Genomic DNA, 13,905 nt, shown 5'->3' with positions numbered 1-13,905 from the left:
CTATTCAAAAATAATAAAAGCGTTCATATGTTAGACTACCAAAATATTTATTCTTGAAAATAATTGGTTTGCCCTATCATTACAAGCATCAGCTTCATATAAATATTAGATAATGTGAAGAGGAGGATTTACAAATATGGATGCACGAACGAATAAGAATAGAAATTCAGAAACTATTCATCTTGTAACGGCAACTAACGATAATTATGCTAAACATTTAGCCGTCATGTTAAATTCCTTGTTGGAAAATACCATCGATACATCAAAGATAAATATATTCATCATTGACGGAGACATCTCCCATGATAATAAGTTAAAGCTGAGTTCATCTGTAAAAAAATTCAACTTGGATGTACAATTCCTATCCGTCGATGACTCTATATTCAGTGGGTTTAAAGAGAGGTTCCATATAAGCAAGGAAGCTTACTATCGAATTGTTATTCCAAACCTGTTGGATACCGACATTCGGAAAGCCATTTATTTAGACTGCGATACGATCGTTAAAAAAGATATCCGTAAATTATGGAACATCAATATAGATAATTATTTTCTAGCAGCAGTTGAAAAAGCCACTTCGAGTAAGGCTAGAAAAAAGCTCCTCCACATACCAAATGAATTCAATTTCTTTAACTCTGGCGTACTGTTATTAAATCTATATCAATGGAGAAGAAACAATATTTCAAAAAAAGTTCTTCAATTCATAGATAAAAATTCAGACATACTTAAATCTATGGATCAAGAGGCATTGAATGCTATTCTTTTCGACAAATGGCTCAAATTAGATCCAAAATGGAATTATACTACAGACCATCTGAAAAAATCACCTAAGATCAAACCAGCAATTATACATTTTACCCGCAGAAATAAACCATGGAACCTGGGTCATCCGCTTCAAGATGAATATTTTAAATACCTAAATACAACTTTATGGGACTAGAAGGTGATGAAATTGGATCCTATTTATATTGTAACGTCAACAAATGATAATTACGCTAAACCTTTAGGAGTCATGTTAAATTCCCTATTGGAAAATACTGCTGATAAATCCAGAATAAAAATATTCATCATTGATGGGAACATCTCTCCTGATAATAAACAGAAGCTTAGAAATGTTGTAAATAAATTTAATGTGAAAACCACTTTCTTAAAGGTTGACAACTCTTTATTTAAAGGTTTTCAAGATAGAGGCCACGTCAGCAAGGAATGCTATTATCGAGTTGTCATCCCTAATCTATTAAATAAAAACATTCGGAAAGCACTTTATCTGGACTGTGATACCATCGTAAAAGACGATATAAGCAAATTGTGGAGCACGAATCTCGATGGATATTATTTAGCAGCAGGTGAAAAAGCATTTCGAGGTAAACCTTCGAAAAACTCCCTCAAACATCATAAAAATTCCAACCGGTTTAATTCTGGGGTACTGTTAATTAACTTAGAAAAATGGAGAAAAAGCAACATGTCCAAAAAAGTGCTTCAGTATATAAAAAACTACCCGAAACCAATCGGTGATCAGGCAGCATTAAATACTGTTATTCAAGATAAGTGGCTCAAGTTAGATCCTAAATGGAATTACACAACAGATCATTTGATACTACTACCAAAGGTTAAACCGGCCATTGTCCATTATACACGCAGTAAAAAACCGTGGAATCATGGCCATCCCCTTCAGAATGCCTATTTCAAATATTTACGCACCACTTCTTGGAAGTAAGTAATCGCAAAAGGGACATCCTTTTTTTAAGAGATGTCCCTTTCCCTTTTCGACGATTTAAAAATGTGCTCACTTGGGTTATTCCAATATAATCACTTTTGTCCAATACTCTATCATTCTTATGAATATAGTAAAATAAGATGCTAGTAAAGGAGTGTATTGAAGCGATGACACCTTTAACACCGGTAAAATATTTGGAGACGCTGTCTAAAGGACAAGCACATTTATTTTTGTTTAGTGATGGAATACGTTATGCGGTAAAATGCAAAAGACAATCTTCACGGACAAGGGAGCTGGTAAACGAATTCGTTGTCACCAGATTGGGACAACTCCTTTCGTTGCCTGTAGTTCCATTTGAAATTGTGAATATGTCTGAGAAACAAATTCAGCATATACCTGAAAAGTTTTCTTCTAAATACAAACCAGGCAAGCAGTTCGCTAACCTATTTATAGACAATTGCATCGACCTCTCGTGGGGACCTTTTCATCCGACAAAAAAGGACATCAAGAATCACCGGGTTTTGGCCGGAATTTTCGTATTCGACCATTGGGTGCACAACGCCGACCGCACAAAAAGCAATATTCTTCTGGAACGGCTGCCGAAAGGTAAATATGACATTCATATGATCGATCACGGAAAATGTTTTCCGGGAGCATATAAATGGAATAAGGAAACGCTGCAAATGCGTACACCGTTTAATAAGGATTCTGTCGTTCATATTTGGACAGTGGGTATGCTGAATGATCTTTCGATCCTATCTTCATATATTGAGCAAATCTTGGCATTGCAGGAAGCTTCAATCGAAGAAGTAATTCGGGACATCCCCGAGGACTGGGACGTGTCGCTTCAAGACAGAAAGGCACTTGTTACCTATCTCAAAGAACAGAAAAAAACATTTCCCGATTCCGTGTATAAATTCGCAAAAAAATATGGAATTTAATTCATTATGCCCTTACGAGACTGCTCCGACCTTCATATAAATATACTAATAGAAGAATGAAGGAATTAACCCGGAGGTGTCATTTTTGGACAAAATTCATATTATATCGTCTTCTAACGATAACTATGCTATACATTTGTGTGTCATGTTAAATTCTTTATTAATGAATAAGAGTGCACATTCAAAGATTCATATTTGGATCATTGACGGAGATATCTCGCCAGAAAATAAGAACAACATAAAAAAAGTCGTACAAAAATATAATACTGAGCTCACATATTTATCCGTTGACCATAAACTATTAGATGGTTTAGAAGGCAAACAGTATAAGAGTAAAGACGATTACTATAAGCTTTATACACCTCAATTATTAAACAAGAATATTCGGAAAGCCCTCTATTTGGATTGTGATCTCATTGTGGAAGATGATATAACCAAATTATGGAATAATGATATCGATAGGTATTATTTAGCGGCAGTTATTCAACCCACTACTGAATCAAGAAAAAGAAAGCTGCGCTTACCAGAGGACTCCGTTCTCTTCAATACAGGCGTTATGTTATTGAATTTAGATAAATGGCGAAAAAATCGTATATCCGATAAAATCCTTCAGTTCATCCGAAATAACTCCGCTATTCTTACTACATTAGAGCAGGAAGCACAAAATGTTATTCTGCATAAAAAATGGCTCCAACTCAATCCAAAATGGAATTATTCAACTAAACTCTTGAAAGTTATGCCTCATCTAAAGCCCTCAATTATACATTATACAGGTTCAAAAAAGCCATGGAATGTCGGTCATCCTCTTCAAGCGTATTATTTTAAATACTTGAAATCCATACCACGGGACTAGGAGGAGATCAATATGAGCTCCATTCATATCGTAACAGCAACCAATGATACGTATGCTAAACACTTAGGTGTGATGCTGAATTCCCTCTTGATCAATAAGGCGGATAATTCAGATATGCAAATTTCAATCATTGATAGCAACATCTCTCGCAGAAATAAATTAAATCTGAGAAGAATTGTAGATGGATTTAATGAAAAAGTTAGTTTTCTTACAGTGGATCCCTCTTTATTCGATGGTTTTAAAACAAAAAAATATCTCAGCAAAGAAACCTATTGTCGTATTATCATTCCTGATTTATTAGATAAATCAATTAAGAAAGCACTCTATTTGGACTGCGATCTTATTGTCAAAAATGATATTTCTAAATTATGGAAAACAAACATAGATCAATACCATCTTGCTGCAGTAGAAAAAGCAAAGTTGGAATCCTCTGTAAAACCATCCCTTGGAATTCCAACAGACTCCAAATACTTTAATGCCGGGGTTTTATTAATGAATCTAGAGAAATGGAGAAATCAAGAAACTTCGAGTAAAGTACTTCAATATATTAAAGAGAATCCTGAAAAAATAAAACACTGCAGTCAAGATCCATTGAACGCTATTCTTTATAATAAATGGTTTATGTTAGATCCAAAGTGGAATTACACGACCAAGCATTTGAAAGTTATGCCCGGCATAAAACCATCAATTATCCATTATACTGGTCGGAAAAAGCCTGAAAACCAGGGGCATCCACTCCAGAAAGAGTATCAAAAATACTTGCGCATGACATTATGGGAATAGCTTCCAACGAAAAGAATTACACGGTAATATTCAAGGAGTGATCATATTGAGCAATCAACTTGATAAGAAAGTTACGGCGATCATTAAAACTTTCGAAAGACCACATTGTGTGGATTTGCTTATTAGAAGCATTAGAAAATACTATCCTACTCTTCCGATCATCGTAGCTGATGATAGTGAACAACCAACTATTCGCAATGATGTAGAGTTTCATGCACTTCCAATGGATAGCGGTGTTTCTATGGGACGAAATTACCTAGTTAAGCAAGTAAAAACCCCATATGTTTTATTACTTGATGATGACTTTTACTTTATTAGGGAAACAAAAATCGAAGAGCTACTTCGTGTTCTTGAGAATACGAATATCGATATTGTTGCAGGCCGATGTTTAGAGGAACGAGGTGTTAGAAGTTCACAGGGTACCTTCTCTTTAGAAAAAGGAGTTTTATATATTAATACAAAATCTTATGAAAAGGAATTCAAAGTTAAGCTATATGACATTGTTACTAACTTTTTCCTGGCGAGAACGAAGTCTTTACTCCAGTGTACGTGGGACGAGCGATTTAAAACAGGAGGAGAGCATTTAGACTTTTTTCTAAATCACAAAGGTAAACTGAAGGTGGCCATGCATCCGAAAATATTTATTTACCATTTTAATGATATGTCTATAGAAAAATATAATCATTACAGAAATAGGGACAAAGAAAAATATGATCCCATATTCAGGAAAAAACATAGCATTACAAAAATTAAAAGAGAACATAAATTTTTCCAGCCTCTTAGTAGCGTAAAAAATCACTTAAGTACAAAAACCATTAAATATTTGTTAAAAAAGGGCCTTCTCAAGAAAGAGTAGCTTTTTAAATTTCAATGTTTCTGCGGTTGCTATTTTTTTTCAGGAGGTAAGGCTGTGTGAAAAAGCTTAGTGTTGGTATTATCCTTGGTGAGAATATTCCTTCTTATCGGGCTCATAGCTTTAACGTATTGAAAATGGCTCAAGGTTTTAAAAACATTGGCTGTAATGTAGAGGTTATCACTTCAGAAAATAAAAATACAGTGAAGTATCAAGAAAAAATCAAAGACATATACGCCCATTATGGAATTAACAAAAAAATTAAAATCACCTATTTGATACCGTCCCGGAAGGCATATGAGCGCGGTAAGACAAAGCATGATCCGGTTTTTTGTGAAAATACGCTTAGTTATATTAAAAAGAAAAATTTTGATTTCGTTTTTTGCCGGAGCAACTATCTGATGCCTTATTTAACAGTAAGAGAAGGTATTCCGACTTTTTTAGAGACACATGATAGACATAAAATTAATAGTCCCGAAATGAGGAGATTTGCTGACGAGGTCGCTCATTTGGACGCTTTTAAAGGGATAGTCACCATTCATGATGAGCTTAAACTTGAACTAATAAATGGGGGGTATCCGACAAAAAAAATACTTGTACTAGAAGACGGAGTTGATAAAGATAGATTTGAAATTTCCAATGATAAAAGGCTGTGGAGGAAGAAACTAGGATTTAATCCAGATCAGTTATATGCGGTTTATTGTGGGCATTTATACAAAGAAAAAGGAATAGAGGTGATTTTGCAAGCTGCTAAAAAGCTACAAGAATTGAAAAATCTCGTCTTTCTGCTAGTCGGAGGCAACGAAAGAAATAAGCAGATTTGGGAAAATTACTGTATCAAACACGCTATTGGGAATGTGACCTTTATCGGATTTGTCCCTAATGCACGGGTCCCAGAGTATTTGAAAATTGCAGACTGTCTTCTTCTCGCTTATAAGATTAAAAATATGAACTATAAAATCATGGATATTCAAACAACATCCCCCTTAAAATTGTTTGAATATATGGCTTCTAAACGACCTATTATTGCCACAAATATCCCTACAATAAGCAAGGTGCTGCAACATGAATCCAATGCTCTTTTGGTACGCCCGGATGATATAACGGAGTTTTGCAAAGGCATAAGAAGAGTACTTGCAGATCAAATTCTAAGTTCACATTTGTCCGAAAAAGCTTACCAAGATGCTAATAGGTATACTTGGGAGGAAAGATGTAAATCTATTGTACAGTTGTTTGAAAAGAAGCGAGAATTTTGAATACTTCATTGAGGATGATCATATGAAGATAGCCTTGGTAAACTCAGACAAACTTCCATGTCCACCCATTCGGAGTGGAGCAGTCCCACTCTTAATTGATCAGATTGCCACTTATTTAGTACGTATGGGCTACTCAATAACTGTTTTTTCCATACAAGATCCATTATTGTCTAATTATGAAATAAAGTGTGGTGTCGAATTTATTCGCTGTCCACAATCTCGTTATATAGAAGAAGTGCTATTTCATCTAGAAAATAATTTTTTTAACCTCATTCAGGTCTACAATACCCCGCTTTGGATTTTACCAATTAAACGTGTAACACCTATGTCCAAAATAACGCTATCTCTGCACAATTTAAAGTTGGGTCATAGCGTTGGTGATTATGAATCGATAAATATCATCGAAATCGTTGATCATATCATAACTGTCAGTAAATTTGTTGCACAGGACATCATTAGCCACTATCCCGCTTCTTCTAATAAAATAACATCCCTTTATACGGGAGAGGATCCTTCCCACTATATATCCCACTTCAGCGATAGAGGAACTGGAATAACTAAAAAGATGAAGGGGAAATTGGGTATCCCTCTAGATTACAATGTAATTCTTTTCGTAGGACGGCTTGTTTCTAAAAAGGGCTGTCATCATCTAATTGAAGCTATGAGATTCGTAATAAAAAAAAATCCAAAGACAGCGTTGGTCATTGTGGGCAGCAAGGAAATTGGAACCTCTATTCATACCAATTATATTCACGGTTTAAAGGAACGCGCAAAACAAATATCCAAACATATTCATTTTACTGATTTCCTTCCTGTAAACGAACTACCAGATTATTATACAATGAGTGATGTTTTTGTCTGTCCATCGCAGTGGCAAGAGCCGTTAGCCAGGGTTCATTTCGAGGCAATGGCAGCAGCTCTACCGGTCGTGACAACAATGCGGGGAGGTAATCCAGAGGTCGTAATAAACGGCAAGAATGGTTATGTAGTTGAACAATATGACAATCCTAAGGCGTTTGCCAAGGTTATCTGTTCATTGTTACGAGATGAGAGTTTAAGGTGCAGAATGGGAAATATCAACCGGAAAATGATTAGAAAAAAAATGAATTTTAAGAGTTATGCAAAAAATATATCTCATTTGTACGAGAAAATAATTAATTCAAAGTAACAATAGACAAATGCATCCTCGGTTACAAGTTATTGGTGTCGATTACGGATTAATTTGAATTATTGCAAGTACAAATGCCCATCTTGTCAAAAGATTAAGCAGGATTTGGAATAGCACTTTCTGAAAAGCAGGAATTACTATAACATGGGATTTCAAAATATAACATAGATTATTTAGGATTGGAGCGATATCAGTGGGGAAGCTAAAGTTATTGTATTCCACATTAGATGATGAAAATTATATACATGAATATAAAAAGTACTTTAAATCGGAACTTTCAAAGCAATCTAATGTTGAAGTTCGTTATATCACCAATGGTGGAAATGTCAAAGATATCCTTGCTGAGTTAGATTTTAAACCTGATTTTATCTACATTGATGAACTTTTCAAAAATTGTAAACCAATACAAGGACTAAATAATATAAACATACCTATAGGTGTAATGTACCATGATCTACATTCAAACCAAAATAAATTCAGGAAGTTAATAAAAGAGTATCAACCTGAGCTTATCTTTGTACACTACCGGGATTATTTTATAAGTGAGTTTCCTGAACTTGAACATAAATCTCGTTGGCTACCTCATTTTGTCCATAATGAATTATATAAAGATTACCATCTAAAGAAAGATATTGATTACTTATTATTAGGAGCAACCACGGAGAAATATTACCCATTACGCAATGCAATTATGAATAAAATGACTGGTAAAAAAGGTTTTGTATATCATAAGCATCCAGGGTATCGATATTTTTCTGAGACAGAAAAGAAGACCATGTTCATAGGGGGGAACTATGCAAGGGAAATAAGCAGGTCAAAAATTTTTTTTACTGATGATTTAATTTATAAGTATCCTATTAAGAAATACTTTGAAGTTCCTGCATGTAAAACGCTGCTTTTAGCTTCCGGATCACAAGAATTAAGAGATTTAGGGTTTTTAGATGAAGAAACATTTGTTGAAATCAATCAAAAAAATTACTACAAAAAAGCAAAATATTACCTTCAGAATGAAAAAGAAAGAATGAAAATAGCACAACAAGGTTATGAAATGGTGCACACTCGTCATACTACAGAAATCAGAGTCAAACAATTTTTGGAATATATTTCACAAGCATTGCATTTAAGGTAGAAATAATTTTATTGAATGTAGGGAATGATGCGCTCCCCGAATAGGGATGGATAACTAACTTTATGAAGTTTTCGATGATAGTTAGCAGTCGATACAGCCTGCTCTTTCACTGCTTTAGGCTTTAGCGCTGCATTCGAGATCGATGCCGATGGCCATATAGGCAGTCTAGATCAAGTCAGTTTTCATGTTTGGTTTTATACCTTTGTTATTTAACCATTGATCGTGTAAACACAGTCTTTCTAGTAAAATTGCGGTATAGTTTTTTGAAATTGAATCACTTCATAGAGAAAAATCTGAAGGGAATGTAAACATGAAAAAAATTAAATTCCTAGATAGTAGTAATTCGATTTATGTAAACAAAAAAGACCGTAGGGGGCGGTTACTACTCAAAAAAAAAGGTGTTACTCAACCAAAAATAACAACTTTTTGGAAAAAAACTGTTGATTCATTTCATCCAACATTAGTATTAGACGTTGGAGTTAATTATGGCGAAATATTATTCTCCTCAGATTATCAAAATAATGTCCGAATCATAGGCATCGAAGCAAATCAAAATCTTGAAAAGTATATTAGTAATTCCCTAAGAATCCATCCAAATAAAAATCAGATGCAAATATTATATGCTCTTGCATCTGACTGTAATAAAGAAAACACTTCTTTTTTTGTAAGTAACGACTTCTCAGGGGTCTCTACTGCAGTACCAAATCCATCTTTCAATCATTCTAAAGTCAGAAGTATAAAAATCGATTCTCTTTTCCCAAATATTAAACTTTCAAATAATAAATTACTATTTAAGATAGACGTTGAGGGCTTTGAAGAGAAGGTTTTAAAAGGAATGACCAAGCTAATAACAAAATGCAAGGATGTTATTGGCTGCATCGAATTTAACAATAAGTATCTTGAATCCGCAGGTACAAATATTAATCAATATCTAAGTTTTTTGAGTAAACATTTTAAAGTGTATGAAATTAGAGGAGAGCATAAATTAGTACGATTCAACATCCTAAATTATGATACTATTTCACATTATTACAAAAGTGATACTATTCATACTGATTTTTTACTAACAAAAAATGAAGATATATTAAAAAGTCTCAATTATTCTATTAAAGAATTCCACTGCTAAATATAGAGATGGAGGGCCGATATGATTCGGATGATCTCGATGAGGACGCTTGGCAAAAAAGGCCGCTTTGGCAATCAGATATTTCAATATGCCTTCATTAAATTGTACGCATCAAATTATAATCTAAAGTTTGAAACTTGCTCCTGGGCAGGCCAATACTTATTCGGCCATCAGGATCCTCCGATTACTCAAAAATTGCCGCAAACTAAAAAAGATATAGCTCTTGTTGGTTTATTTAATCACGATAAACCACCGTACGTAGAGGTAGATTTTAAAGGGAAATTTTTAGTCTATTCAAGCTTTTATCGTCCATTTAAAAGTCAATTCCTTTCTTGGTTTCAACCGACTAAGGAAATATATAGCATTGTTAATCCTGGACTGAAGCAACTTCGGAATATGGGCAACACAATAGTTGGAATCCACCTTAGAAGAGGTGATTTTTTAGATTTCAAAAACGACAAACATTGTTGGGTATCTCCAACTACATGGTATCTAGACTGGCTTGAACGCTTGTGGCCGACATTGAAAAATCCGGTTTTATTTATTGCAAGTGATGATTTACCTAGCGTTCTACCTGACTTTAAACAGTATAAACCCATTACATCCAAGGAATTAATTGATTTTTCCCAACAAATCACTTCATCCAAATTGGATATTTCATTCTATCCAGATTATTATCTTTTGACTCAATGTGATATCTTGGCAATTTCTAATAGCACATTCTCATTTTCCGCCAGCATGTTAAATAAGCATTGTAATACTTTTATGAGACCTGATATAAATAAACAAAAGCTTATATCCTATGATCCCTGGAGTAGTACACCGGCAATAAGCGCTGATAAAAAAAGGTTGAAATAATGCCCCTCGCAATAGTTCATGAAGAACGAAACCAATCTCAAAGCTGGTAAAAAGGAAACCATACGAACTTCACAATGTTGCTAGAACGTTGAAAACAATATCACGATCGTCTACATGATAGCCAAAAAGCTGCGATTTCCTGGCTCCGAGCAACTGAGCACAATAATTTTACCACTATAACTACTTACTTCAGAGATTGAATCAGCGGTCAATCATGTTTCCTACTTGATAACCGCTGTTTTTGCTATTCTTCAATCACAAAAAACACTCGCTTCCATAAACGGAAGTGAGCGTCGAAAGCTTCTTAAATTCTAAGAAATACCATCTATTCGTAGTACTTCTTTGTTTTTTTGTAAGAATATCCTTTTACTAAAAACTTAAGATTAAACCCTGTGCGTCATCTTCAAATAATATTCTAGATAAATAGTTATTTATATCATATCGGTTTCGCTTAAACATCATAGAATAATAGTATATCTGGGGACGTCTTCACAAACCGAAGCGGTGTTTTCATGAATGAGAGACGGAGGGATACTATTGAGTGAAAAGAAGAAATATTTGCTCATAAAAGCTCGGAGAGCCGGGTTTTGGTCTGACTGCTTGCATGTAGCAGGTCAATTGCTTCTTGCAGAACTTACAGGTAGAACTCCAATTGTTTACTGGGGTTCCGAGTCCTTATATGCTTCGGAAAAACCGAGTGAACAAGATGCTTTTACTATGTACTTTAAACCTATTTCCAAGTACACAATCGCTCATTTGGAGAGAGGACAACATTCCTATTATCCAAGTATATGGCATTCAAAAAATTTGAGACAACATGTGCAGCGCATTTATTACAAAGCAAACGAAGCTATGAATAGACAGGAAGATGTCCTTGTAAGCAATGCTTATGCAGGGGTTAAAAAAATGATCCCATTCATCCAGCCGAATCACCCTGCTTACGGATTAAAAGTATCTCAAATCTATCCATACATCCTTCAAAAATATTTCAAACTTCAAGCTGATACAGATAAAAAAATAAATCAATTTTATAACATTCATATGCGAAACAAACAACCTTTACTTGCCGTACACATTCGAGCCAGCGATAAAATACGGGAATGCAAAGATTTATATGAGATTAACTCGCGTTACCCTAAAAAGTTAGATCAGTTATTACTTGAAAATCCAAATCACTCCATATTTCTATTAACAGATTCCGTACAAATACAGGCTACCTATAAGCAGCTTTACGGTAATCGTTTAATAAATACCAATGCAAGGCGTACAGCGTCTGATCATACCGGTGTTCATACGCAACCTGATTATAATAAACAAGAAAAAGGATTTGATATTGTCAGAGATACATTTCTTGCGTTGAGGTGCGATACTTTCTTAGGAAACCCACGCTCCAACGTCACTAAGGCAATTAGTTGGCTCAAACCTTGGGAAAAAAATAAAATTCACTATATAAAAAGTTGATCCGCAGAAAGGAATGAAGTAGATGAGTCCCATACACAATGGATTAATTACAATGAGCAGATTAGGACCAAGCAAAAATAAGTGGCGCGGAAGGTTCGGAAATCAATTCTTTAAATATGCATTCCTTAGAATCTACGCTGCTCACTATCAACTAGAATTCGAGACGAATCCCTGGGTCGGCCAATATTTATTTGGTCATCGAGACCCTCAGATCACTCATAGTTTCCCAAGAATTAAAATAAGTAAAAAGGCAAAAAGAAACCTATTCAAACATAATAATCCGCCATACGTAAATGTCGATTTTTCACAAAATATTTACAAAGTAGATGTGTACCGGCCATTAAAAAAACAAATCATTTCCTACTTTCAACCGACTGAAGAAGTATACAGCATGGTGAATCCCGGTTTAGTTAAACTTCGAAAAAAAGGAAAGACAATCGTAGGAATACACATTAGAAGAGGCGATTATTTAAAATACAATAACCATCCTAAATACTGGGCAGCCCCGAGTAAATGGTATTTAAACTGGCTAGAACAACTATGGCCGACATTGAAGGATCCGGTTTTATTTATAGCAAGTGATGATTTAACTAATGTAATATCGGACTTTAAATCGTATGACCCCGTAACATCCAAGGAGCTGATACCACATTTCCCTTTAATCGTTCCCTCCCATCTTGATGCTTCGTTCTATCCTGATTATTATTTGTTGACTCAATGTGATTACTTGGCAATTTCGAACAGTACGTTTTCATTTTCAGCCAGCATGTTAAATACGCGTTGTAAAATTTTTATGAGACCTGATTTAAGCAGTAAAAGCCTTGTTAAATATGATCCTTGGAATAGTCGTGCTAAATTAACAATCAAAACCCCCGATAAGCAATAAGTTCGGGATACCTAGAGTAGCAGGAGGACCGATATGAACAAAATGATCTCGATGAGGACGCTTGGCAAAAGTGGCCGCTTTGGAAATCAGGTTTTTCAATACGCGTTCTTAAAAATTTACGCTTCTTACTATCATTTAAAGATTGAAACTAGCTCCTGGGCAGGCCATTTTTTATTTGGCCATCAAGATCCTCCGGTAACCCATAAATTGCCGCAAGCCAATATTAAAGAAATGGCTCGAAAAGACGACTTATTCATACACGATAATCCCCCCTACGTTAATGTCGATCTAAAAAAGTATTCTCATTTTGTCTCTACAAGTTTCTATCATCCTTTTAAAAGTCAATTTTGTTCTTTGTTTCAACCGACTAAGGAAATTAATAGCATTGTTAATCCTGGACTTAAGCAACTTCGAAATATGGGTAATACCATTGTTGGAATCCACCTTAGAAGAGGTGATTTTATAGATTCCAAAATCCCTAATTATTGTTGGGTATCTCCGACTTCATGGTACTTAAACTGGCTTGAACATATGTGGCCAACATTGAAAAATCCGGTTTTATTTATTGCAAGTGATGATTTAGCTAGCGTACTGCCAGATTTTAAACAGTATAACCCAGTTACATCCAAGGAGTTAATTGATTTTTCTCAACAAATCACATCATCCCCAGTGGATGTTTCGTTTTATCCTGATTACTATCTATTGACCAAATGTGACTTTTTGGCAATCTCAAACAGCACATTTTCATTCTCCGCCAGCATGTTAAATAAGCGATGTAAAATTTTTATGAGACCTAATATAAATGAGCAAATGCTTATACCCTATGATCCATGGAACAGTAAACCCGTATTAAAGGCTGAGAATAAATGGAGGTAAA

General features: G+C 34.7%; 14 protein-coding genes. All 14 read left to right on the top strand.

Annotated elements, in window-relative coordinates; translation table 11 throughout:
• Positions 1 to 136 precede the first annotated feature (136 nt).
• The 14 genes from ICC18_RS15650 to ICC18_RS15585 all read left to right on the top strand — a co-directional run bounded on the left by ICC18_RS15650 (position 137) and on the right by ICC18_RS15585 (position 13,904).
• Positions 137 to 937 carry a glycosyltransferase family 8 protein gene (locus ICC18_RS15650; RefSeq protein ID WP_188175384.1) on the top strand — a complete coding sequence of 267 codons (801 nt, stop codon included), beginning with the start codon at positions 137 to 139 and terminating at the stop codon, positions 935 to 937.
• A 12-nt stretch (positions 938 to 949) separates the two neighbouring features.
• Positions 950 to 1,714 (top strand): glycosyltransferase family 8 protein, encoded by a 765-nt coding sequence (locus ICC18_RS15645; protein WP_188175383.1) that lies wholly within the window; start codon positions 950 to 952, stop codon positions 1,712 to 1,714.
• A 167-nt stretch (positions 1,715 to 1,881) separates the two neighbouring features.
• Positions 1,882 to 2,655 carry a HipA family kinase gene (locus ICC18_RS15640; protein WP_188175382.1) on the top strand — a complete coding sequence of 258 codons (774 nt, stop codon included), beginning with the start codon at positions 1,882 to 1,884 and terminating at the stop codon, positions 2,653 to 2,655.
• Between the two features lie 85 nt (positions 2,656 to 2,740).
• Positions 2,741 to 3,508, top strand: a complete 768-nt coding sequence (locus ICC18_RS15635) for a glycosyltransferase family 8 protein (RefSeq protein ID WP_188175381.1) — start codon at positions 2,741 to 2,743, stop codon at positions 3,506 to 3,508.
• Between the two features lie 12 nt (positions 3,509 to 3,520).
• Positions 3,521 to 4,291 (top strand): glycosyltransferase family 8 protein, encoded by a 771-nt coding sequence (locus tag ICC18_RS15630; protein ID WP_188175380.1) that lies wholly within the window; start codon positions 3,521 to 3,523, stop codon positions 4,289 to 4,291.
• 46 nt (positions 4,292 to 4,337) lie between these two features.
• Positions 4,338 to 5,147, top strand: coding sequence for a glycosyltransferase family 2 protein (locus ICC18_RS15625; protein WP_188175379.1), 810 nt, complete (start codon positions 4,338 to 4,340; stop codon positions 5,145 to 5,147).
• 56 nt (positions 5,148 to 5,203) lie between these two features.
• Positions 5,204 to 6,400 carry a glycosyltransferase family 4 protein gene (locus ICC18_RS34555; protein WP_188175378.1) on the top strand — a complete coding sequence of 399 codons (1,197 nt, stop codon included), beginning with the start codon at positions 5,204 to 5,206 and terminating at the stop codon, positions 6,398 to 6,400.
• A 22-nt stretch (positions 6,401 to 6,422) separates the two neighbouring features.
• Positions 6,423 to 7,568: a glycosyltransferase family 4 protein gene (locus tag ICC18_RS15615; RefSeq protein ID WP_188175377.1), complete on the top strand. Its 1,146-nt coding sequence runs from the start codon at positions 6,423 to 6,425 to the stop codon at positions 7,566 to 7,568.
• A 193-nt stretch (positions 7,569 to 7,761) separates the two neighbouring features.
• Positions 7,762 to 8,697, top strand: a complete 936-nt coding sequence (locus ICC18_RS34550) for a glycosyltransferase (RefSeq protein WP_188175376.1) — start codon at positions 7,762 to 7,764, stop codon at positions 8,695 to 8,697.
• A gap of 310 nt (positions 8,698 to 9,007) precedes the next feature.
• Positions 9,008 to 9,823, top strand: a complete 816-nt coding sequence (locus tag ICC18_RS15605) for an FkbM family methyltransferase (protein WP_188175375.1) — start codon at positions 9,008 to 9,010, stop codon at positions 9,821 to 9,823.
• 21 nt (positions 9,824 to 9,844) lie between these two features.
• The gene (locus ICC18_RS15600) at positions 9,845 to 10,681 is read left to right on the top strand and encodes an alpha-1,2-fucosyltransferase (RefSeq protein WP_188175374.1); all 837 of its coding nucleotides are present in this window, start codon (positions 9,845 to 9,847) and stop codon (positions 10,679 to 10,681) included.
• Between the two features lie 537 nt (positions 10,682 to 11,218).
• Positions 11,219 to 12,142 carry an O-fucosyltransferase family protein gene (locus ICC18_RS15595; RefSeq protein WP_188175373.1) on the top strand — a complete coding sequence of 308 codons (924 nt, stop codon included), beginning with the start codon at positions 11,219 to 11,221 and terminating at the stop codon, positions 12,140 to 12,142.
• A gap of 52 nt (positions 12,143 to 12,194) precedes the next feature.
• Entirely contained in the window at positions 12,195 to 13,028 is an 834-nt protein-coding gene (locus ICC18_RS15590) for an alpha-1,2-fucosyltransferase (protein WP_188175372.1), read from the top strand.
• Between the two features lie 33 nt (positions 13,029 to 13,061).
• Complete coding sequence (locus tag ICC18_RS15585; protein WP_188175371.1) at positions 13,062 to 13,904, top strand: alpha-1,2-fucosyltransferase; 843 nt, start codon at positions 13,062 to 13,064, stop codon at positions 13,902 to 13,904.
• Position 13,905 lies beyond the last annotated feature (1 nt).

Origin of the sequence: Paenibacillus sedimenti (assembly GCF_014534655.1) — a bacterium.
In the GTDB taxonomy this organism is placed as follows: domain Bacteria; phylum Bacillota; class Bacilli; order Paenibacillales; family NBRC-103111; genus Paenibacillus_E; species Paenibacillus_E sedimenti.
Note: the sequence above shows the minus strand (reverse complement) of the source record. Positions and strands in the feature narration are given on the sequence as shown.

Bases quoted from the DNA above. Each gene is read 5' to 3' on its own strand.
- ICC18_RS15650 (WP_188175384.1), top strand. From the start codon at position 137: ATGGATGCACGAACGAATAAGAATAGAAATTCAGAAACTATTCATCTT.
- ICC18_RS15640 (WP_188175382.1), top strand. From the start codon at position 1,882: ATGACACCTTTAACACCGGTAAAATATTTGGAGACGCTGTCTAAAGGA.
- ICC18_RS15630 (WP_188175380.1), top strand. From the start codon at position 3,521: ATGAGCTCCATTCATATCGTAACAGCAACCAATGATACGTATGCTAAA.
- ICC18_RS15615 (WP_188175377.1), top strand. From the start codon at position 6,423: ATGAAGATAGCCTTGGTAAACTCAGACAAACTTCCATGTCCACCCATT.
- ICC18_RS15605 (WP_188175375.1), top strand. From the start codon at position 9,008: ATGAAAAAAATTAAATTCCTAGATAGTAGTAATTCGATTTATGTAAAC.
- ICC18_RS15600 (WP_188175374.1), top strand. From the start codon at position 9,845: ATGATTCGGATGATCTCGATGAGGACGCTTGGCAAAAAAGGCCGCTTT.
- ICC18_RS15590 (WP_188175372.1), top strand. From the start codon at position 12,195: ATGAGCAGATTAGGACCAAGCAAAAATAAGTGGCGCGGAAGGTTCGGA.
- ICC18_RS15585 (WP_188175371.1), top strand. From the start codon at position 13,062: ATGAACAAAATGATCTCGATGAGGACGCTTGGCAAAAGTGGCCGCTTT.